Here is a 20,678-nt window from a genome sequence, read left to right as displayed (position 1 = left end):
TCTCTCGCCTCATGCCCGCAATTACCCCAGACCTGCCCGCCCTCGCCCAATCCATCAAGGATTGGGGCCGTGAGCTGGGTTTCCAGCAAGTCGGCATCAGCGGCCTCGACCTGGCCGAACATGAGCAGCACCTGGAGCGCTGGCTCGCCGCCGGCTACCACGGCGAGATGGACTACATGGGCGCCCACGGCAGCAAACGCTCGCATCCGCAAGAGCTGGTGCCGGGCACGTTGCGCGTGGTGTCGCTGCGCATGGACTACCTGGCCGGCGACTCCCAAATGGCGAAAGTATTAGCCCAACCGGAAAAGGCCTACGTCTCCCGTTATGCCCTGGGTCGTGACTATCACAAGCTAATCCGTAAGCGCGTGCAACAATTGGCAGAAAAAATTCAGGGGCAGATCGGTCCGTTTGGCTATCGCGCCTTCGTCGACAGTGCTCCGGTGCTGGAAAAGGCTATCGCCGAACAGGCCGGCCTTGGCTGGATCGGCAAAAACACCCTGGTCTTGAATCGCAAGGCCGGCAGCTATTTTTTCCTCGCCGAACTGTTCGTCGACTTACCGCTGCCGGTTGACCCGCCCCATGCCACCGAACACTGTGGCCGTTGCAGCGCGTGCCTCGACATCTGCCCGACCAACGCCTTCGTCGCCCCCTACGTGCTGGACGCCCGGCGTTGTATTTCCTACCTGACCATTGAATTGAAAGGTGCCATTCCCGAAGATCTGCGGCCGCTGATCGGCAACCGAGTGTTTGGTTGCGATGACTGCCAGATCGTCTGTCCGTGGAACCGTTTTGCACGTCCGACCGGCGAAAGTGACTTCAAGCCGCGACACAACCTGGACAACGCCCAACTCGCCGACCTGTTCATGTGGGATGAAGAAAAATTCCTGAGCAGCACCGAAGGCTCGCCACTACGCCGGACCGGTTATGAGAACTGGCTGCGCAACCTGGCAGTGGGATTGGGGAATGCGCCTTCAACGATTCCGGTTATCGAGGCGTTGAAGGCACGGCAGGATCATCCGTCGGACCTGGTACGCGAACACGTCGAATGGGCATTGCGCCAACATGCCGAACGTCAGGCTTCGTCGTTGTAAACGAACTTGGGCATTTCCCAGTGGAAGCGGATCGCCAGCAAGCGCAGCAGAAAGCCGCCGAACAGTGTGATCAGAATCGCCTGTTCGCCCGGCAAGTTCAGGTAAAGACAGAGCATGTAGCACCACGCCGCCGCGAACGAGACGCTGGCGTAGAGCTCTCGCCGGAAGATCAGCGGGATATCGTTGCAGAAAATGTCCCGCAGGATGCCGCCGAACACGCCTGTGATCACACCGCTGACCGATGCGACCAACATGCCATGTCCCATTTCCAGAGCGGTCATGCAGCCGATCAGGGTGAATGCCACCAGACCAACGGCATCAAGCACCAGAAACAGTGAGCGCAGATGACGCATCCAGCGGGCAGTGAACACGGTGAACATCGCTGCAATGCTTGTCAGGACCAGATACTCAGGGTGTTTGACCCAGGTCAGCGGATAGTGGCCGAGCAGGACATCGCGCACCGAACCGCCACCCAGTGCCGTGACGCAAGCAATCAGCACCACGCCAAACCAGTCCATGCCACGACGCCCGGCAGACAGGGCACCGGTCATGGCTTCGGCAGTGATTGCGATCAGGTAGAGCATCAGCAACATGGGAAGCGGTCCTTGCAGAAAAGGCGCGCAGTCTACTCACTTCACCCAAGCACCAAAAGAGGGCGACATCATTTGCAGGAGCCGGCTTGCTGGCGATGGCGTCCTCAATTGTGCCATCGCCAGCAAGTCGGCTCCTACAGATCGGATTCCAGGCTTAGAACTTGATGAAGTGCTTGCGGTAATGCTGCAACTCGGCGATAGACTCGCGGATATCGTCCAGCGCCAGATGGGTACTGCCTTTCTTGAAGCTGTCACGCACGTCCGGCGCCCAGCGTGCAGCCAGCTCTTTGAGCGTGGACACGTCGAGGTTGCGGTAGTGGAAGTAGCTTTCCAGGGATTTCATGTGGGTATAAAGGAAGCGACGGTCCTGGCAGATGCTGTTGCCGCAGATCGGCGACTTGCCCTTGGGCACCCACTTCTCCAGAAAGGCGATGGTTTCGGCTTCTGCTTCGGCCATGCTGATGCGACTGTCACGCACGCGCTGGGTCAGGCCCGAGTTGCCGTGGGTGCGGGTGTTCCACTCGTCCATGGTGGCGAGTACTTCATCGCTGTGGTGAATGGCAATCACCGGGCCTTCGGCCAATGTGTTCAGCTCACTGTCGGTGACGATGGTGGCCATTTCGATGATGACGTCGGTGTCCGGGTTCAGACCGGTCATTTCCAGGTCGATCCAGATCAGGTTCTGCGAATTTTGCATGTGTCGGCTCCTAGGCAATGCTGCGCAGTTTAGCCTAGGCCGGTGGCCGGGCGTGCTAAACTCGCGGCCGCTTTACCTAATCGCTGCATTCTTTATACGGAACACCCATGGCCAAACGCCAACTCAATCGTCGTCAAAACTGGCGCATCGAAAAGATTCAGGGCGAACGCGCTGCCCGCGCCGCCAAACGCGAATCCTCAGCTGTCGAGGCGCTTGAGGGCGGCGACCTGGGCCCGGAACAGCACGGCCTGGTGATCGCGCACTTCGGGGTGCAGGTCGAAGTCGAGGCCCGCGATGGCGACTTGGCTGGCCAGGTATTCCGCTGCCACTTGCGCGCCAACCTCCCGGCGCTGGTGACCGGTGACCAGGTCGTCTGGCGCGCTGGCAACCAGGGCATCGGCGTAATCGTGGCGCAACTGCCGCGCAACACCGAGCTGTGTCGCCCGGACAGCCGTGGTCAGCTCAAGCCGGTGGCGGCCAACGTCGACATGATCGTCATCGTCTTCGCGCCACTGCCCGAGCCTCACGCCAACCTGATCGACCGCTACCTTGTCGCAGCCGAGCACGCGGGCATCAAGCCGCTGTTGCTGCTGAACAAATTCGACCTGATCGACGAAATTAACGCCCCGGCACTGAATGCCTTGCTCGCGGTTTACCGCACCCTCGGTTACCCGGTGCTCGAAGTGTCGGCTCACCACGGCAACGGCATGGAGCAGTTGCAGAAGCAACTGGACGGGCGCATCAGTGTGTTCGTCGGCCAGTCCGGCGTCGGCAAGTCGTCGCTGGTCAACAGCCTGCTGCCGGAAGTGGAAACCCGTGTCGGTCCGTTGTCCGAGCTGTCCGGCCAGGGCACTCACACCACGACGACCGCACGCCTGTTCCACTTCCCCGGTGGCGGTGAGTTGATCGACTCCCCGGGTATCCGCGAATTCGGCCTGGGCCACGTCAGCCGCGCCGATGTCGAGGCCGGTTTCATCGAATTCAACGACCTGCTCGGCACCTGCCGCTTCCGCGACTGCAAGCACGACCGCGAACCCGGTTGCGCCCTGCTCAAGGCCCTGGAAGATGGCCGTGTGCAGCAACAACGGATGAACAGCTACCGCTCGATCATCGCCAGCCTGCCGGAAAACGGCTACTAAACAGCTGCACCCACCGCCCGGAACCCAACCGGGCAGTGGGTCGGCGGTTCTACTGCAACCACCCCTTCGACTTGAACGTCAGACCTTTCTGTAGGCACCTGCACATGTAGTTGTAGGGCATTTCTGTTTAAGCCCCGATCCCTTGTGGCTGCCGTCAAATTGCCTAAGTTCAAACCCTCTTCGCACTGCTGCGACATCGAGGGACACTCATGCAAACCTACCATTTGTTGATCAGCCATTCGTGCACCTGCCCCCACTCCCAGTGCAACCTCGTGCGCTTGCTTGACGCGCAATCAGACCTCACTTACGGGGATTTCTGCATGCGGCGGCCTGTTCATGCGTAAGGGTCTGTTTATCGGCATCAATGACTACACCCATGTATCGCACCTGAGCGGTTGCAGCAACGACGCCATGGCCATGGCTTGCGTATTGAAGACCGACGCCAATGGCGATCCAAACTTCAAGAACATCGTGCTGACTTCTGCCGAGGATTACCTGAGTCGGGGAAAACTCGAAGACCAGATCCGCGAACTATTTTCCGGCGAATGCAATGTCGCGCTCCTCTACTTCGCCGGTCACGGCAGCTTCGATAACGAAAACGACGAAGGCATGCTGATCCCACAGGATTACAAGTCTTCCAGGGACGGAATTCGCCTGAGCGACATTCTCAATTGGGCAAGTAAAGCCACCAAAATCAAAAACAAAGTGATCATTCTCGACTGCTGCCAGAGTGGCTCGGCTGGTGAGCTGCGCGCTTTGCGTAGTGAGGACAGCGTGGTGGGCGAAGGCATGACGATTCTCACGGCCTGCAAAAAGGACGAACCGGCCATGGAGGGCACGCACCACGGCGTGTTTACCGGGTTACTGCTTCAGGCCTTGCACGGCGGTGCGGCGAATATTCTGGGCAAGATCACCCCAGGCAGCCTCTATTCCTTCGTCGACAATGCCCTCGATGCCTGGGAGCAGCGCCCGGTGTTCAAAACCAACGTCTCGCAGTTCATTTCCTTGCGCGAAGTGTCGCCGCTGATCGCCAAGGAAATCCTGCGAAAACTTCCCGAATGGTTTGCCGAAGCGGAGTCGGTGTACCCCCTCTCCCCCAGCTTTGAGCCCACCGAACCCGAGTTCAACCCGGAACAGGGCGAGGTCTTCGCACAACTGCAAAAGTGCAACCGCCACAGCCTGGTCGAACCGGTGGACGCCGAACACATGTACTACGCCGCCATCCACTCCACCGGCTGCCGTCTCACCGCGCTCGGTGCCTATTACCGCGAACTCGCCATCAAGGGACATTTCTGATGCCAGTGTTTATCAGCTACCGCCACATGGACCGCGCCCATGCGGTCAACATCAACACGCGCCTCATTCAGGCCAACATCAAGACCTACCTCGACGTACTGGATGCCGAATCCCAGACCACCGACGACATCACCGGAGTGATTACCCGCAACATCAACGAATGCACGCACCTGCTGGCAGTGGTGTCGGAGCAAACCGCACGGTCCTGGTGGGTGCCGTTCGAAATCGGCGAAGCGACCATCACCAACCGGCGCATCTGCTCGTTCAAGACCGGTCCGGCAGAACTTCCGCTGTACCTGGAAAAGTGGCCGAAGTTGACCTGCGACAAAGATATTGAGTTCTTTATTGATGCTTATCGCAACGAATCAACGCTCAAGCGCTCGATGTCGCTGGAGTCGGTGACCGGTAGCGAGTCGGTGCGTAGCGTCAACAAATCCAATGCGGATCGCTTTCATGCCGACCTCAAGTCGCGAATCATCCGCGGGTTCTGACGTCACCCCAACCCTTCGGGTTTCTTGCGCCCAACATCTGTAGGAGCCGGCTTGCTGGCGATGGATTCAGATACGCCGGGGGCATCCAGACCGCACGCGTTATCGTTGACGACCATCGCCAGCAAGCCGGCGCCTACGGGGGGCGTGCCCCTAACCTAGAAAGCCGCATAAAAAAACCGACATCGCTGTCGGCTTTTTTGTCGGTCACTGCTTCGGCGGCTCTGCCGTTTGGACGGGATCACCCGGCTTTGGCGCCGGGTCGTCGAACAGGTTAAGACGCTCACGTACTTCGTGAGCCGGCAACGGTTCCTTGTCCGCCGGCAGCGCGTTCGGGTCGACCGGCGTGGCCGGCGCTGCGCCTGGTGCAGCAGAACCTTGCGGCGTCCCGGATGCCGGCTCCGCCCCTTGCGAACCTTCGATTGCACGTTGGGCTTTCTTGGTCAGCACCACGATGTCGATTCGACGGTTGACCGGGTTGAACGGATTCTCGCGATCAAACAACGCCGACGATGCATAACCAACCACGCGCGCCACCTGCGAGTCCGGATAGCTGCCCGCAACCAATGCACGGCGAGCCGCGTTGGCACGGTTGGCCGAGAGCTCCCAGTTACCGAAATCACCGGTGCCGGTGTAAGGCTTGGCATCGGTATGACCGCTGATGCTGATCTTGTTCGGCACCGCTTTGATGGTGTCGGCCATGGCCAGCAGGATGTCTTCGAAGTACGGTTTCAAGCGGGCAGAGCCTGAGTCGAACATCGGACGGTTTTCCGCATCCATGATCTGGATACGCAAGCCGTCCTGGGTGATCTCGAACAGGATCTGATCTTTGAATTTCTGCAGCTGCGGATTCTCTTCGACCTTGTTCTGCAACTCTTGCAGCAGCAATTCGAGGCGTTCCTTCTCGACCATTTCGGCCATACCTTCGACCTGCTCGGCGTCGACTGTCACCTTGTCCGGCTGCGGCTGGGACTTCACCTCGGGGTTGAGGGTGTTTTCCGGCGCCAGGGTCGGCGTGCCGCCCAGATCGATGATGTACGGCGTGCCGCTTTCGGAAAAGCCGATCGGGTCCTTGAAGTAACCGGCGATGGCGATCTTCTGTTCCGGCGTGGCGGTAGAGAGCAGCCATAACACCAGGAAGAACGCCATCATCGCCGTCGCGAAGTCGGCGAAGGCGATTTTCCACGCACCCCCGTGATGCCCGCCGGCGTAGCGCTTGACGCGCTTGATGATTATCGGCTGATTGTTTTCCATGACTTAACGACCGCGAACCGCTTGTTCAAGCTCGGCGAAGCTAGGGCGGTGCGCCGGGTACAGAACCTTGCGCCCGAACTCCACGGCCAGCGATGGCGGCATGCCGGAAGCCGAAGCCACCAGCGAAGCCTTGATAGCTTCGTAGACGTTGAGTTCTTCTTTGGCATCGTGGGCCAGGGAATGGGCCAGCGGGCCGAAGAAACCGTAGGCGGCCAGAATACCGAAGAAGGTACCGACCAGTGCCGCGCCGACGTGCAGGCCGATGGACTTCTGATCGCCTTCACCCAGTGAAGCCATGGTCACCACGATTCCCAATACCGCCGCGACGATACCAAAACCGGGCATGGCGTCGGCGATGCCGTTCACCGCGTGGGACGGATGCTCCAGGTCTTCCTTGAGGCTGTACAACTCCATGTCGAACAGGCCTTCCAGCTCATGGGGCGCCATGTTGCCGGAGGACATGATGCGCAGGTAATCGCAAATGAACGCGGTCATGCGCTCGTCCTTGAGGACCGTTGGGTACTTGGCAAAGATCGGGCTCGCGGCGGCATCTTCGATGTCCCCCTCGATGGCCATCATGCCTTCGCGGCGGCTTTTGTTGAGGATCTCGTAGATCAGGCCCAGCACTTCAAGATAGAAGGCGTGGTTGAAACGCGAACTGAACATGCTCAGGGATTTCTTGAGCACGTGCATCGTCATGTAACCGGGGTTGGCTTGCAGAAATGCGCCGAGGGCCGCACCGCCGATAATCATCACCTCGAAAGGCTGGATCAGGGCGGCAATCTTGCCGTGGGAGAGCACGTATCCGCCGAGCACGCTCGCGAATACGACGATGATGCCGATTATTTTAGCCATAGGTAGGAGAGTACTTACTGAGTCGGGTTCAAGGTCATATTCGGAAGTTAAAAAATCTCTTCTTCTACTTATCGGCAAAACTGCGCCAGACTATAGCCAGTTCAGGCGAAAAGCCAATTTGACCCACTCCGGGCTTAGGGAATGTTGACGATGATCGCCTTCAATCATGGCTAATGAAACGAACGTTCCAGCACCAAAACCGACCACACTCGAAGGCTGGGTCAAGCTTCTGGATGGCGTGCGCCTTCCGGTTCCACAGGCGAGCCACGACCGAGTTCGCAAGGCCATCAACGATGATCGCCGCTCGCTGCGCGATATCGCCGACTTGATACAGGACAGCCCGGCCCTGGCCCTGAGCGTGATTCGCGAAGCCAACCGGCACACCCATGGCGGCATGACCGAACCTGCGGAAAACCTTGAGGTCGCTATCAACCGCCTCGGTTTGAAGCGCACCGAAGAACTGCTCAGACGCCTGCCCACCCAGTCGCAGTCCGATATTCCGAGGGCCTTGCGTCAACTGCAGATGATCAGCCAGCACGCCACGCAACAGGCCAACGGCTTTTTTGCCAGTCGCCTGGCGCGACTGTGGCAGGACATCCATTGGGGCAGCCTGCTGTTTCTTTCACCGCTATGGCCCTTGGCGCTGACACATCCGAAATTGCTCGAAGACTGGGAGCTGCGGGTCATCCACAAAGGCGAGTCGGCGTCCAGCGTCGAGAAGCAACTGTTTGGCATGCGTCTGCTGGAAATCGGCCAGGCGCTGGTTGAAGTCTGGCGCCTGCCAATCTGGGTCCAGCAAGGCTATCGGCTGTTGCTGACCGAGCAGCGGGAACTCGTGAAAGTCTTGCGCATCGCCCGCGACAGCGAGCACCCACTGCGCCAGCAAAACCGCCTCGATGACGATCCGACCCTGCGTCGCTGGCTCAATCAGCCGGCCAACACTGTGTTGCTGGCCAATGGCCTGGCGCTGTCGGCGCAACACGCCTGGGACAGTCCGCACAGTGAGCGTTGGCAATACCTGACCAGCCTTTACCTGCAAATGCCGATCGACGAAGTCCAGCAGCAGTTGCATCAACAGGCTGCCAACAGCGCCCGTCATCACGCGATGCCCGATCTCTGGCACCCCGCCGAATCGCTGATCTGGCCGTGGGACACTCACCGTGTTCACGCCGGTTTACTGCCGGCGGCGGCACCCAGCGTCGAAAATCTGGCGAAGTGGCGCAAACAATGCGCCGAGCTGCTGGTCGAGCCCAGTCGTTTCACCAATGCCATGCATTTGACCATCGCTGCACGGGACGCGCTGGAGGCATGCGGCATGCGTCGGGGGATGATTTTGATGGCCGACCGCAGCCACGCCAATTTGCGCGTGCACCAGACAGTAGGACTGCCCAAAGAAGCAGCCGGGCTGAATTTTGTGGTCAGCCAAAGCACCGTGTTGCAGCGTCTGCTCGCGCAACAGGCCCAGGTGCGCCTGACACCGGTCAACAATGCGCAATTCTCAGCCTTGCTGCCCAACAGCCTGCGCGCACAATTTAGCGGTGAACATTTGTTGCTGCGCTCGTTAATCAATAATGGCCGGGTGATCATGATCATCGTGGCGGACCAGGGCGGTGGGCCGTTTTCGGAAACCACGGTCCAGGCCTTCGGCAAAACCGCGCAATGCATCGAAAAAGCACTGCACAGCTTTAGCCACCGTGGCCAATAAGCTGCGTTACAATCCCCCCTTTTGTGCTCTGGAGACCTCACATGTCTGACTTCTCTGGCTTGCCGCTGGTGATCGAACCGAGCGACTTGCTCGCCCGCCTCGACGCCCGCGAACTGATTCTGGTCGACCTGACCAGCAGCGCCCGCTACACCGCAGGGCATATTCCCGGCGCGCGCTTCGTCGACCCCAAGCGCACGCAACTCGGCCAGCCACCTGCGCCGGGCCTGATGCCAGCGCACGCGGCACTCGAAACCCTGTTTGGTGAGTTGGGGCACAATCGCGATGCGGTCTACGTTGTTTATGACGACGAAGGCGGCGGTTGGGCCGGGCGTTTTATCTGGCTCCTGGACGTCATTGGCCACAGCAAATACCACTACCTCGACGGCGGACTGCCCGCCTGGCTGGCTGAAGGGTCGCCAATGTCGATCCAGGTCCCGGCCCCCGTTGGCGGTCCGGTTGCGTTGACCCTGCACGACGAACCCACGGCCACCCGCGAATACCTGCAAAGCCGTCTCGGCGCCGCCGACCTGGCAATCTGGGATGCACGCGGGCCGCTGGAGTACTCCGGAGAGAAAGTCCTGGCGGCCAAGGGCGGGCACATACCTGGCGCGGTCAATTTCGAATGGACCGCCGGCATGGATCAGTCGCGTCAGCTGCGCATCCGCACGGACATGCCGCAGATTCTCGAACAGCTCGGCATTACACCTGACAAAGAAGTGATTACCCACTGCCAGACTCACCACCGTTCTGGCTTCACCTATCTGGTGGCCAAGGCTCTCGGTTATCCGCGGGTCAAGGGCTACGCCGGCTCTTGGGGCGAATGGGGCAACCATCCCGATACCCCTGTAGAAGTTTAAGATTTTTAAGGACCGTTAATGAACAAGCGTCTGTTTATCCTCAGCCAGTACCTGCTGCCCCATAACCTGCTCTCGCGACTGGCTGGCTGCATCGCCGAATGCCGCGTGCGCTGGTTCAAAAATGCCTTTACCGCATGGTTTGCCAAGCGCTATGAGGTGGATATGTCCCAGGCACTGGTCGAAGACCTGACCGCCTACGAGCACTTCAATGCGTTTTTCACCCGTGCCTTGAAAGACGGCGCGCGTCCACTGGACGAAACGCCGGGCGCAATCCTTAGCCCGGCCGATGGTGCCATCAGCCAACTGGGCCCGATCGAACACGGTCGCGTGTTCCAGGCCAAAGGCCACAGCTTCAGCGTGCTGGAACTGCTGGGGGGCGACACCGCCAATGCTGCGCCGTTCATGGGCGGCGATTTCGCGACTATTTACCTGTCGCCGAAGGACTACCACCGCGTGCACATGCCCCTGGCCGGCACTCTGCGCGAAATGGTCTATATCCCGGGCCGTCTGTTCTCGGTCAACCAGACCACGGCTGAAAACGTCCCGGAACTGTTTGCCCGCAATGAGCGAGTGGCGTGCATTTTCGATACCGAGCGCGGGCCGATGGCCGTGGTGCTGGTGGGTGCGATGATCGTTGCCTCGATCGAAACCGTCTGGGCCGGCCTGGTGACGCCGCCGAAGCGCGAGCTGAAAACCTTCCGCTACGACGAAGCTGCACGTGCGCCGATCCACCTGGAAAAAGGTGCGGAGCTGGGTCGCTTCAAATTGGGTTCGACCGCTGTCGTGCTATTCGGGCCGGATCAAGTGAAGTGGGCTGAAGAAATGACCGCCGGGACTGCGGTGCAGATGGGCCAGGGCATGGGTTCGCCAAAAGCATAAACCCATGCGCTGAACCTGTAGGAGCCGGCTTGCTGGCGATGGGGCCCTTGAGGACGCCATCGCCAGCAAGCCGGCTCCTACAGTGGATTTACGGGTTACAGCTGCCCGTCGCGGTCGCGAAAGCCCAGCAGATACAACACACCATCCAGACCCAGAGTCGAAATGGCTTGCTTGGCCGACTGCTTGACCAGCGGTTTGGCACGGAACGCCACGCCCAACCCGGCAATCGCCAGCATCGGCAAATCGTTCGCACCGTCGCCGACCGCAATGGTCTGCTCCAGACGCAACCCTTCCTTGTGTGCCAGCTCTTTCAGCAAATCAGCTTTACGCTGCGCATCGACAATCGGCTCTATCGCCACACCGGTGACTTTGCCATCGACCACTTCCAGTTCATTGGCGAACACATAGTCGATCCCCAGCTTGGCCTGCAATTGCTTGGCGAAGTAGGTAAAACCGCCCGACAAAATGGCGGTCTTGTAACCCAGGCGTTTGAGTTCAGCGAACAGCGTTTCAGCGCCTTCAGTCAGACGCAGCGATGCGCCGATGGAATCCAGCACGCCGACATCCAGCCCCTTGAGCAAAGCCAGACGCTCTTTGAAGCTGGCACGGAAATCCAGTTCGCCCGCCATCGCCCGCTCGGTAATTTCCGACACCTTGTCGCCGACACCCGCCGCTTTGGCCAGCTCATCGATGACTTCAGCTTCGATCAGGGTCGAGTCCATATCGAACACCGCCAGACGACGGTTGCGACGAAACAGCGAATCTTCCTGGAAGGCGATGTCGACGTTCAATTCCTGGGCGACGCTGAGGAATTCGGCCCGCAACGCTTGCGGATCTGCCGCCTCGCCACGCACGGAAAACTCGATGCAACCCTTGCCCTTGTCGGCCGGAGTGTCTAGCGGCATGCGTCCGGACAGGCGATCAATATGGTCGATGTTCAGACCATATTTGGCAGTGATCGAACTGACAGCCTGCAATTGACCGGCCGTTACCTTGCGGGTCAACAGGGTCACAATGTGGCGCTTCTTGCCTTGATTGCCGACCCACTGCTGGTAATCCTCTTCGGACACCGGCGTGAAACGAACCTGTTGATCGAGTTCATAACCCTTGAACAGGATGTCCTTGAGCACGGACTTGCCTTGTTCGGTGTCGGGAATTTCGACCAGGATGCCGAACGACAAGGTGTCGTGGATCACCGCCTGGCCAATGTCGAGAATGTTCACACCACCCTGGGCCAGAACACCGGTAATGGCCGCAGTCAGACCCGGACGGTCGACTCCCGTGATGTTTATCAGGACGATTTCGCGCAAGGCGCACCCCCGCAGGTGGAAAAAAACCGCATTCTACCCACTTTCAGTGACCATCGGGCACCGTGAGCGCTTTGACGGCCTAAGGCCTGTCGCTATACTGCGCGTCAACTTCACGGACAAAAGAGCCGAGCTCAAGTGAACCGGCCCACGCCAGTAAAAACCGATAACTTCTTTCTGCTGATCTTCCGGGCACTGCGCCACCGCCGTGTACCGATTGCATTGCGCATCGCCAGCCATAACGTGATCCTGGTCGCTCTGGCCCTGGTCATCTACGCCGGTGTGATGGGTTTGCAGTTCAAGCAGGCCATGCACGAGCAGGCGGATGCGCTGGGCGAAAGCCTGACCACGCAGACGGCCACCTCGGCCACCGAGCTATTGGTGTCCAACGACATCCTCAGTCTCAACGTGCTGCTCAACAACCTGACCAAGAACAAGCTGGTGGCCCACGCGGCCATCTACAGCATGGATAACCGCATCCTCGCCGAAGCCGGTCAGCGCCCTAAACACGGCCTGTTGGGCGAAGCCGAGGGCATCTACCAAAGCAAGATCACCTTTCAGGACGTGACTGCCGGGCAATTGCGCATCAGCCTGGACATGGATCAGTTCCAGCAGCCGATGACCATCAGCCTGCAAAGCATGGGCATTCTGAGTGCGATCCTGCTGGCCTTGTCACTGGCCTTGAGCCTGCGCATGGGCCGCTACCTCTCCACGCCACTGCTCCAACTGCGGGTGTGGCTGCGCAATATCGACGAACACACCCCGGCCACCGAGCGTAATGACGAGATCGGCGACCTGGCGCGCCAGCTTCACGCGAGTTTCGCGCCGGAACCCGCCGAGCCGGAGCCCGTGCCCGAGCCTGACCCCGAGCTCGACGACAGCGATGACGACGATGCCGAACCGGGTTTCGAAGTACGCAACCTGCGCGATCCAAGTTTCGATGAAAGCCGCCCGATGGCCGCGATGAAGGCTGCTCCACGGCGCGTTGTCAGCACCGTCGAAGACGATGAAGACGACGATGCCTTTGCCGACTTGCTCGATGACTCGACGGACAGCGCAGCCAAACCTGTCGCCAAACCTACGGTGTCCAACGTGCCGCAGCACAGCGCCGTACTGGCCGTACAACTGGGTTCCCAGGAACAACTTCGACGTTTGCCGCGTGCCCGACTCGAAGAGCTGCTCAAGCGTTATCGTGACTGCCTGGACCAGGCGGCTTCTTTGTATCAGGGCGAAGTGCAGACCTTGAACGATGGCAGCACCTTGATGCTGTTCCACACTGAAGACTGCGGCGACGACTATCTGACCAACGCGATCTGCTGCGGTGAGCTGCTGAGAGCGCTGGGCCATCAATTGCAAATCGAGGTCGCCGACAGCGGGATCACCCTGCAATTGCAACTGGGCCTGACCCTCGGTGAGGAACTGTGCGGTTTGAGCCAGATTGACTTGCTGCTGACCGACCCCGCCCAGGACGCACTGGCCCTGTCGCAGCACAGCCGCAACCTGTTGTTGGTTGAGCGCAAGATCAGTGACGATGCGCTGATTCGCCAGCGTGCACGGATCCGGCCGATTGCCAGCCCTGAAGGCGCATGTTGTGTGGAGCGGTTGATGGAGCCGTATCCGTCGATGCTTGAACGGCAACTGGCGCGAATGCATGACCGTCGAGCTTAAGCGGTAGGCGCTGCCGAAGGCAGCGATTGAGCCCTTAAACATTGAAGCCCGCAGATGAGCGATCACCTGCGGGCTTTTTAATGCCTATTCCGGCCTCATCGCGAGCAAGCTCGCTCCTACAGGGGATTTGCGAACGACACAGATCCAATGTAGGAGCGAGCTTGCTCGCGATGGCGCCAAGGCTGGCACCCGAGATTCAACCCGCAGAAACAACAAGGCCCGCATCAATGCGGGCCTTGTTCAGAAACCATCCAGGCTTAGAAGCGGAACACTTCCATATCCGTCCGGATAGGCGCAGCCATAGGGATTTTCGGCTGTTTTTCCTGCTCCGCTGCCGGGGCGACAGGCTTGGCTGCCGGTTTACGCGGCGCCTCGGCGATTGGCGGCTGATTGGCCAGCGGCTTGAGCGCGACTGACAGCTGTTCGGCCAGCTTTTGCAACAACACACCCTGAGCCTGAACCTGTGCAGCCGTGGTGCCCGCGTGCAGCTCCTGCAGATGAATGATGCGGTTGTCACGCACCTGTCCCCGACGGTCAATCAGGCGCCATTGCGCATCAAGGATCGCCGGTTGCTTTTCACCCGAGTCCAGACGCGTGATGGTCAGCAGTACTTGAACATCCGGGGTGAAGCCAACGGTGGCCGGGGCCAACACCACACGCTGGCTGTCGAGGTGGCCCGCGACCTGCCGCAACAGCAGTTGGTCGATGTCAGAAGACAGGCTGCCCGCCCAACGACCATCCGTCGCTGCTTGCAGGCTGCCATCGGGCTGGCGCTGCAACAGGGTTTCGCGTTGAAGGTAGTCAGCCACGGTTACCGGGCCCAACAAAACCGCCATGCCCGCGCTTTGCGCAGGCTGAACCGGACTTCCGCTGTCCAGTTGATACAACGACACCGGCTGGTGAACGCTGCAACCCGCCAGGCCAAGAACCCCAGCGAGCATCAGTAAAAAAGGAAGGCGCAGAGCAGTCATCGTCCCATCCAGGTGACCGCCACAAGGCTGATCACAGTGAAAATACTCAATAAATATGAAGAACGCTCGGCCACGCCGGCGCTTGAAAGGGCATATCATCCGTGAATATGCGCTCCGACTCCAGCGCCAAAGCGTCGATCTACGCGTTAAATCGTAGATCGGGCGCTCTAGGACGCTTAATTGAGGTTTTCGACGAGCAGCGCATCTACCCTCTGGAAGCCACGCGGCAACTTGTTACCACGACGTCCACGCTCACCTTTGTAGTGTTCGAGGTCGTCTGCCTTCAACGACAAGGTCCGTTTCCCTGCTTGCAACACCAGCGTTGCACCGTCCGGGATCACGGCAATGTCCGTCACATACTCTTCACGACTGGCCACGCGCTCACCGGAAATACCGATGATCTTGTTGCCTTTACCCTTACCTAATTGTGGCAGGTCGCTGATCTTGAAGATCAGCAGGCGACCTTCGGTCGTTACCGAGGCCAACCAGTTCTGCTCGCGATCGGCCACCGGACGCGGCAGGATCACTTTGGCATTGTTCGGCAGGCTCAACAGCGCCTTGCCCGCCTTGTTCTTGGCTTGCAGGTCTTCACCCTTGACCACGAAACCGTAACCGGCGTCGGACGCGATCACGTACAGCGCATCGTCTTCGGGCATCAGCACGCATTCGAAAGTGGCGCCTGGCGGTGGCGTCAGACGACCGGTCAGCGGTTCGCCCTGGCCACGGGCCGATGGCAAGGTGTGCGCGGCCACCGAATAGCTGCGGCCGGTGGAGTCGATAAATACCGCGAACTGATTGGAACGCCCGGCGGCCAGGGCCTTGAAACCGTCCCCCGCCTTGTAGGAAAGCCCGGTGGCATCGATTTCGTGCCCTTTGGCAGAACGAATCCAGCCTTTTTCCGACAGCACGACCGTCACTTTTTCGTTCGGCAGCAGATCATGCTCGGTCAGGGCCTTGGCCTCGGTGCGCTCGACGATTGGCGAACGGCGATCATCGCCGTAGGTTTCAGCGTCCTTGATCAGCTCGCTGCGCACCAGCTTCTTCAGTTTGGCTTCGCTGCTCAACAGGGCTTGCAGCTTGGCTTGTTCCTTGAGCAGTTCATCCTGCTCGGTGCGCAGCTTCATTTCTTCCAGTCGCGCCAACTGACGCAAACGGGTGTCGAGGATGTAGTCGGCCTGGATTTCACTCAGGGCAAAACGCTCGATCAGCGCGGCCTTCGGATACTCCTCGGTACGGATGATGTGGATCACTTCATCCAGGTTGAGGTAAGCGATCAACAAACCGTCCAACAGGTGCAGGCGGCGCTCGACCTTGTCGAGGCGAAATTGCAGACGACGACGAACGGTCTGCACCCGGAACTCAAGCCACTCGACCAACAGCGCACGCAGGTTTTTCAGCTGCGGCTTGCCGTCCAGGCCGATGATGTTGACGTTGACCCGGTAGCTCGACTCCAGCTCGGTGCTGGCGAACAGATGCTGCATCAGCGCATCGTGGTCGAAATTCTTGCGGGCACCCGGGATGATCACGATTCGGCACGGGTTCTCGTGGTCAGATTCGTCGCGCAGGTCGGCAATTTGCGGAGCCTTGGACGGCTTGGCCTGCATCATCGCCGCGATCTGCTCCAGCACCTTGGCGCCGGAGACCTGATGCGGCAGCGCGGTGACGATGATGTCGCCGTCTTCGATGTGATACACGGCGCGCATGCGCACCGAGCCCTTGCCGGTCTCATACATTTTCAGCAGGTCGGCGCGCGGGGTGATGATTTCCGCTTCGGTCGGGTAGTCCGGGCCCTGGATGTGTTCACAGAGCTGTTCGACCGTGGCTTTGGGCTCATCGAGCAAGCGCACGCACGCCGTGGCGACTTCGCGCAGGTTGTGCGGCGGTACGTCGGTGGCCATGCCCACGGCGATACCGGTGGTGCCGTTGAGCAGGATATTCGGCAAACGTGCCGGCAACACCAATGGTTCGTCGAGAGTACCGTCGAAGTTCGGACCCCAGTCCGCCGTGCCCTGGCCCAACTCACTGAGCAGCACTTCGGAATAGCGCGACAGCCGCGCTTCGGTGTAACGCATGGCGGCAAAGGACTTGGGATCGTCCGGCGCACCCCAGTTACCCTGGCCGTCGACCAGCGTGTAGCGGTAGCTGAACGGCTGAGCCATCAGCACCATGGCTTCGTAGCAGGCCGAGTCGCCGTGGGGGTGAAACTTGCCGAGCACGTCACCGACGGTACGCGCCGATTTCTTGTGCTTGGAATCGGCGTCCAGCCCCAACTCGCTCATCGCATAAATAATGCGGCGCTGCACTGGTTTCAGACCGTCGCCGATATGCGGCAAGGCACGGTCCATGATCACGTACATGGAGTAGTTGAGGTAGGCATTTTCGGTGAAGTCAGCCAGTGACCGGCGCTCTACACCGTCCAGGCTGAGATCAAGGGAGTCGCTCATGCGGGCCTCATCGGTTCGTTGTCTGGCGCAGCAGCATGGTGCCACCGCGCTGGGTAAATTCAAGTTTGTTCAGTGCGCTCATGCCGAGCAACACCTGATCGCCATGTAGCCCCGGCGCCACCAGTGCGCGAACATCACGCAGCACAATGTCACCCAGTTGCAGGCGTTCGATACGGGTGCGATAGCCCTGGCTCAGGCCATTGGCTGTGCTCAGGGTGACACCGAATCCTTCTTCGAGCTTCAAGCGCCTGGCCAGGTCCGCCGGAATCGACACATCGGTTGCGCCCGTGTCGAGCATGAAATCCACTGGCTGGCCGTTGATCTGGCCGCTGGCGACGAAATGCCCCTGTACGTTGCTGACCAGTTTCACTTCTATGAAACCCTGGCCCTGCTCCGAGGTGACGACCACGTTCGGGTTTTGTTGACGCGCTTCCCACTGGCCGAAAAATCGCGTGGCCAGAAACAACGCAGCGCACCACGCCAATATCATCAACACCCGTCCAGCACGGCGCCCGGGCGTTTGCTGGCTCACGGCGTAACGCTCCAGCCACCGTCCGGCGCGGCAAAGCGCCAGACAACCGGCCGGGTTTCGCCATCGACGCGAGCACCGTTGTTGTTGTCGACACCGATCCAGGCGCCGTCGGCATCCACGATCAGTGCCTCTTCCAGCCCATAGTTCTGTGGATAACGACGCTCTTTGCGCAATAACTCGGCAGCGTACGACCAGCAACGCTCGACCTTGGCCGTCTGCGCATCGCGGCGACAGATCTGGTAGGCGTTGCGCTCAAGCGTAAACAGCTTGCCATTGAACAGCGATACATCGGCGAAATCCCGGGGAACCGCTTTGGCGTAGGTAAATTGCTCCGGCTGCATTTCCCTGCCGGCTTCACTCAACAGCACACAGCCGCCGTCGCAGTCCCACACGGTTTGTTGACGCTTGATCAGCAACAATCCGCGACGCTCGCGCTCGGCCGCCAACCACAACTGATCACCCGCCGGATTGACCGCTATGCCTTCGAACAAGGCATTGAAGTGCAGCAACAAACCACTGGCCCGCGCTTCTCGAACCATCAGAGGAGAAATCTTTAACCAGTTTGCCGGCCCGACGACCGGTATTTGCAAGACGGCAGCATGACCTTCGCTGACGACATAGCGATTGCCGGCACTGTCGCAGGTGATGCCCTCGAAATCCAGATCGCCACCGCGCACGAACGAAGCAGCCCAAACGCGGGACTTCAACCCCCAGGGTAAACCGCTTTCGGGCACTGTCGGCACTTCGATGTGCACGGTTTCGGCCTTCCAGACGCTTTCGCGGCTATCGAGGCGGTAAATCTGATCGTCATCTCGATCGGACACCGTCCACAATTCATCGCCACAGCGGGCAAGCCCCGAGAGGTTGCCACCGCGCATCCCGTCAACGACATGCCCGGACAACAGACGCAGCTCCGGCGCCGGCTCGGCAGACACCGTATTGGAGGTCAGCAGCAACGCACAGGCCAGGGCAACGCCCAGACGCATCAGCCCAGCACCTCGGCCAGGTTGCCCTTGGATTCCAGCCAGCTCTTGCGGTCACCGGCGCGTTTCTTCGCCAGCAGCATGTCCATCATTTCCGAAGTTGCCTCGAAATCATCCAGCGTCAGTTGCACCAGACGCCGGGTGTTCGGATCCATGGTGGTTTCACGCAATTGCGGCGGGTTCATTTCACCCAGGCCTTTGAATCGGGTGACTTGCGGCTTGCCGCGTTTCTTCTCGGCCACCAGGCGATCGAGGATGCCATCGCGTTCGGCTTCATCGAGGGCGTAATAGATCTCTTTGCCCAAGTCGATGCGGTACAAGGGCGGCATGGCAACGTAGACGTGGCCGGCATCCACCAGCGCGCGAAAATGCTGGACGAACAAGGCGCACAACAAAGTCGCGATGTGCAGGCCGTCAGAGTCGGCGTCGGCGAGGATGCAGATCTTGCCGTAGCGCAGCTGGCTCATGTCCGCAGCGCCCGGATCGACACCGATGGCCACGGCGATATTGTGCACTTCCTGGCTGGCCAGCACTTCGCTGCCGTCGACTTCCCAGGTGTTGAGGATCTTGCCGCGCAACGGCAGGATCGCCTGGAATTCCTTGTCCCGCGCCTGCTTGGCCGACCCGCCGGCGGAGTCACCTTCCACCAGGAACAGCTCGGAACGCATCGGGTCCTGTCCGGCACAGTCGGCCAGCTTGCCCGGCAGCGCCGGGCCTTGGGTAACGCGTTTGCGCTCGACCTTCTTGCTGGCCTTGAGGCGACGCCCGGCATTGTTGATCGCCAGTTCCGCCAGCAGCATGCCGGTTTCCGGATTGGCATTGAGCCACAGGCTGAACGCATCCTTGACCACACCGGAAACGAACGCGGCTGCTTCACGAGATGACAGACGCTCTTTCGTTTGCCCGGAGAACTGCGGTTCCTGCATTTTCATCGACAGAACGAAGGCGATGCGCTCCCAGACGTCTTCCGGCGCCAGCTTCACACCGCGCGGCAACAGGCTGCGGAATTCGCAGAACTCACGCATGGCGTCGAGCAAGCCCTGGCGCAGACCGTTGACGTGAGTGCCGCCCTGGGCGGTCGGAATCAGGTTGACGTAGCTTTCCTGTACCGCGTCGCCACCTTCCGGCAGCCACAGCAGCGCCCAGTCCACCGCTTCCTTGTTACCGGCAAAAGCGCCGCAGAACGGTTCGTTCGGCAGACGCTCGAATTCGCTGACGGCGTCGACCAGATAGGAACGCAGGCCGTCTTCGTAATGCCATTCGACTTTCTCGCCGGTGGCCTTGTCTTCAAAACTGACCAGCAAACCCGGGCACAGAACGGCCTTGGCCTTGAGCACATGCTTGAGGCGGCTGATGGAGAATTTTGGTGAATCAAAGTATTTCGGGTCCGGCGCGAAGAACACACTGGTCCCGGTGTTGCGCTTGCCGACGGTACCGACAATCTCCAGCTCGGTCGCCTTGTAGCCATCGGCGAAGGTCATCTGGTACTCATTGCCATCACGCTTTACACGCACCCGCACTTCGGTCGACAAGGCGTTGACCACCGAAATACCCACTCCGTGCAAACCGCCGGAGAACTGGTAGTTCTTGTTGGAGAACTTGCCGCCCGCGTGAAGCTTGGTAAGGATCAATTCGACGCCCGACACGCCTTCTTCAGGGTGAATGTCCACCGGCATGCCACGACCGTCGTCGCTGACTTCCAGGGAATGGTCGGCATGCAGGATGACCTGCACCGACTTGGCATGCCCGGCCAAGGCTTCATCGACGCTGTTGTCGATAACTTCCTGGGCGAGGTGGTTCGGCCGACTGGTGTCGGTGTACATGCCGGGGCGTTTGCGCACCGGGTCGAGGCCCGAGAGGACTTCGATGGCGTCTGCGTTATAAGAGCTAGCGCTGGGAGTGGCCATGGGGTCTCGTCG

At 60.0% G+C, this 20,678-nt stretch carries 18 protein-coding genes; 8 read left to right on the top strand and 10 right to left on the bottom strand.

The window, feature by feature from the left end; translation table 11 throughout:
• The first annotated feature begins 11 nt into the window (after positions 1-11).
• Complete coding sequence (queG, locus tag QMK58_RS03120; protein ID WP_053153670.1) at positions 12-1,091, top strand: tRNA epoxyqueuosine(34) reductase QueG; 1,080 nt, start codon at positions 12-14, stop codon at positions 1,089-1,091.
• On the opposite strand, the gene QMK58_RS03115 is transcribed toward queG, so the two are convergent.
• Positions 1,073-1,684 carry a trimeric intracellular cation channel family protein gene (locus QMK58_RS03115; protein ID WP_053153668.1) on the bottom strand — a complete coding sequence of 204 codons (612 nt, stop codon included), beginning with the start codon at positions 1,682-1,684 and terminating at the stop codon, positions 1,073-1,075. The two genes, queG and QMK58_RS03115, sit on opposite strands and share 19 nt — an antisense overlap.
• Before the next feature lie 154 nt (positions 1,685-1,838).
• Positions 1,839-2,381 carry an oligoribonuclease gene (gene orn / locus QMK58_RS03110; protein ID WP_053153665.1) on the bottom strand — a complete coding sequence of 181 codons (543 nt, stop codon included), beginning with the start codon at positions 2,379-2,381 and terminating at the stop codon, positions 1,839-1,841.
• A 107-nt stretch (positions 2,382-2,488) separates the two neighbouring features.
• On the opposite strand from orn, the gene rsgA reads away from it, so the two are divergent.
• From rsgA to QMK58_RS03095, 3 genes are all read left to right on the top strand, one after another.
• Positions 2,489-3,520 (top strand): small ribosomal subunit biogenesis GTPase RsgA, encoded by a 1,032-nt coding sequence (gene rsgA, locus QMK58_RS03105; protein ID WP_053153662.1) that lies wholly within the window; start codon positions 2,489-2,491, stop codon positions 3,518-3,520.
• 336 nt (positions 3,521-3,856) lie between these two features.
• Complete coding sequence (locus QMK58_RS03100) at positions 3,857-4,816, top strand: caspase family protein (RefSeq protein WP_053153660.1); 960 nt, start codon at positions 3,857-3,859, stop codon at positions 4,814-4,816.
• Complete coding sequence (locus QMK58_RS03095) at positions 4,816-5,307, top strand: toll/interleukin-1 receptor domain-containing protein (protein WP_053153658.1); 492 nt, start codon at positions 4,816-4,818, stop codon at positions 5,305-5,307. Before QMK58_RS03100 ends, QMK58_RS03095 begins: the two co-directional genes overlap by 1 nt.
• A 204-nt stretch (positions 5,308-5,511) precedes the next feature.
• Here QMK58_RS03095 and motB read toward each other — a convergent pair whose 3' ends face one another.
• Positions 5,512-6,558: a flagellar motor protein MotB gene (gene motB, locus QMK58_RS03090; protein ID WP_053153655.1), complete on the bottom strand. Its 1,047-nt coding sequence runs from the start codon at positions 6,556-6,558 to the stop codon at positions 5,512-5,514.
• A gap of 3 nt (positions 6,559-6,561) precedes the next feature.
• Positions 6,562-7,413, bottom strand: a complete 852-nt coding sequence (motA, locus tag QMK58_RS03085) for a flagellar motor stator protein MotA (protein ID WP_053153652.1) — start codon at positions 7,411-7,413, stop codon at positions 6,562-6,564.
• Between the two features lie 166 nt (positions 7,414-7,579).
• Between motA and QMK58_RS03080 the strand changes: the two genes are divergently transcribed.
• Genes QMK58_RS03080 through asd form a run of 3 tightly spaced genes read left to right on the top strand, consistent with a single transcriptional unit; the run spans position 7,580 to position 10,854 of the window.
• Positions 7,580-9,118 carry an HDOD domain-containing protein gene (locus QMK58_RS03080; protein WP_320395856.1) on the top strand — a complete coding sequence of 513 codons (1,539 nt, stop codon included), beginning with the start codon at positions 7,580-7,582 and terminating at the stop codon, positions 9,116-9,118.
• A 41-nt stretch (positions 9,119-9,159) separates the two neighbouring features.
• Positions 9,160-9,975: a thiosulfate sulfurtransferase gene (gene rhdA / locus QMK58_RS03075; RefSeq protein ID WP_053153646.1), complete on the top strand. Its 816-nt coding sequence runs from the start codon at positions 9,160-9,162 to the stop codon at positions 9,973-9,975.
• Positions 9,976-9,993: 18 nt separating this feature from the next.
• Positions 9,994-10,854 carry an archaetidylserine decarboxylase gene (gene asd / locus QMK58_RS03070; protein ID WP_053153643.1) on the top strand — a complete coding sequence of 287 codons (861 nt, stop codon included), beginning with the start codon at positions 9,994-9,996 and terminating at the stop codon, positions 10,852-10,854.
• Between the two features lie 95 nt (positions 10,855-10,949).
• On the opposite strand, the gene serB is transcribed toward asd, so the two are convergent.
• Positions 10,950-12,164: a phosphoserine phosphatase SerB gene (gene serB, locus QMK58_RS03065; protein WP_034148725.1), complete on the bottom strand. Its 1,215-nt coding sequence runs from the start codon at positions 12,162-12,164 to the stop codon at positions 10,950-10,952.
• A gap of 135 nt (positions 12,165-12,299) precedes the next feature.
• Between serB and QMK58_RS03060 the strand changes: the two genes are divergently transcribed.
• Complete coding sequence (locus QMK58_RS03060; RefSeq protein ID WP_053153640.1) at positions 12,300-13,829, top strand: AhpA/YtjB family protein; 1,530 nt, start codon at positions 12,300-12,302, stop codon at positions 13,827-13,829.
• Positions 13,830-14,086: 257 nt separating this feature from the next.
• On the opposite strand, the gene QMK58_RS03055 is transcribed toward QMK58_RS03060, so the two are convergent.
• The 5 genes from QMK58_RS03055 to parE form a co-directional block, all read right to left on the bottom strand.
• Positions 14,087-14,800, bottom strand: coding sequence for a membrane integrity-associated transporter subunit PqiC (locus QMK58_RS03055; protein WP_053153637.1), 714 nt, complete (start codon positions 14,798-14,800; stop codon positions 14,087-14,089).
• A 176-nt stretch (positions 14,801-14,976) separates the two neighbouring features.
• Positions 14,977-17,244: a DNA topoisomerase IV subunit A gene (parC, locus tag QMK58_RS03050; RefSeq protein WP_053153634.1), complete on the bottom strand. Its 2,268-nt coding sequence runs from the start codon at positions 17,242-17,244 to the stop codon at positions 14,977-14,979.
• Positions 17,245-17,251: 7 nt separating this feature from the next.
• Complete coding sequence (locus tag QMK58_RS03045) at positions 17,252-17,776, bottom strand: TIGR02281 family clan AA aspartic protease (protein WP_053153631.1); 525 nt, start codon at positions 17,774-17,776, stop codon at positions 17,252-17,254.
• The gene (locus tag QMK58_RS03040; RefSeq protein ID WP_053153628.1) at positions 17,773-18,762 is read right to left on the bottom strand and encodes an esterase-like activity of phytase family protein; all 990 of its coding nucleotides are present in this window, start codon (positions 18,760-18,762) and stop codon (positions 17,773-17,775) included. The genes QMK58_RS03045 and QMK58_RS03040 overlap by 4 nt, the downstream gene beginning before the upstream one ends.
• Positions 18,762-20,666, bottom strand: a complete 1,905-nt coding sequence (parE, locus tag QMK58_RS03035; protein ID WP_053153625.1) for a DNA topoisomerase IV subunit B — start codon at positions 20,664-20,666, stop codon at positions 18,762-18,764. Before parE ends, QMK58_RS03040 begins: the two co-directional genes overlap by 1 nt.
• Between the last annotated feature and the right edge of the window lie 12 nt (positions 20,667-20,678).

Source organism: Pseudomonas sp. P8_241 (genome assembly GCF_034008315.1).
In the GTDB taxonomy this organism is placed as follows: Bacteria; Pseudomonadota; Gammaproteobacteria; order Pseudomonadales; family Pseudomonadaceae; genus Aquipseudomonas.
Note: the sequence above shows the minus strand (reverse complement) of the source record. Positions and strands in the feature narration are given on the sequence as shown.

Coding starts and splice junctions, on each gene's coding strand:
- queG (WP_053153670.1), top strand. CDS start 12: ATGCCCGCAATTACCCCAGACCTGCCCGCCCTCGCCCAATCCATCAAG.
- QMK58_RS03115 (WP_053153668.1), bottom strand. CDS start 1,684: ATGTTGCTGATGCTCTACCTGATCGCAATCACTGCCGAAGCCATGACC.
- orn (WP_053153665.1), bottom strand. CDS start 2,381: ATGCAAAATTCGCAGAACCTGATCTGGATCGACCTGGAAATGACCGGT.
- rsgA (WP_053153662.1), top strand. CDS start 2,489: ATGGCCAAACGCCAACTCAATCGTCGTCAAAACTGGCGCATCGAAAAG.
- QMK58_RS03100 (WP_053153660.1), top strand. CDS start 3,857: ATGCGTAAGGGTCTGTTTATCGGCATCAATGACTACACCCATGTATCG.
- QMK58_RS03095 (WP_053153658.1), top strand. CDS start 4,816: ATGCCAGTGTTTATCAGCTACCGCCACATGGACCGCGCCCATGCGGTC.
- motB (WP_053153655.1), bottom strand. CDS start 6,558: ATGGAAAACAATCAGCCGATAATCATCAAGCGCGTCAAGCGCTACGCC.
- motA (WP_053153652.1), bottom strand. CDS start 7,413: ATGGCTAAAATAATCGGCATCATCGTCGTATTCGCGAGCGTGCTCGGC.
- QMK58_RS03080 (WP_320395856.1), top strand. CDS start 7,580: ATGGCTAATGAAACGAACGTTCCAGCACCAAAACCGACCACACTCGAA.
- rhdA (WP_053153646.1), top strand. CDS start 9,160: ATGTCTGACTTCTCTGGCTTGCCGCTGGTGATCGAACCGAGCGACTTG.
- asd (WP_053153643.1), top strand. CDS start 9,994: ATGAACAAGCGTCTGTTTATCCTCAGCCAGTACCTGCTGCCCCATAAC.
- QMK58_RS03055 (WP_053153637.1), bottom strand. CDS start 14,800: ATGACTGCTCTGCGCCTTCCTTTTTTACTGATGCTCGCTGGGGTTCTT.
- parC (WP_053153634.1), bottom strand. CDS start 17,244: ATGAGCGACTCCCTTGATCTCAGCCTGGACGGTGTAGAGCGCCGGTCA.
- QMK58_RS03040 (WP_053153628.1), bottom strand. CDS start 18,762: ATGCGTCTGGGCGTTGCCCTGGCCTGTGCGTTGCTGCTGACCTCCAAT.
- parE (WP_053153625.1), bottom strand. CDS start 20,666: ATGGCCACTCCCAGCGCTAGCTCTTATAACGCAGACGCCATCGAAGTC.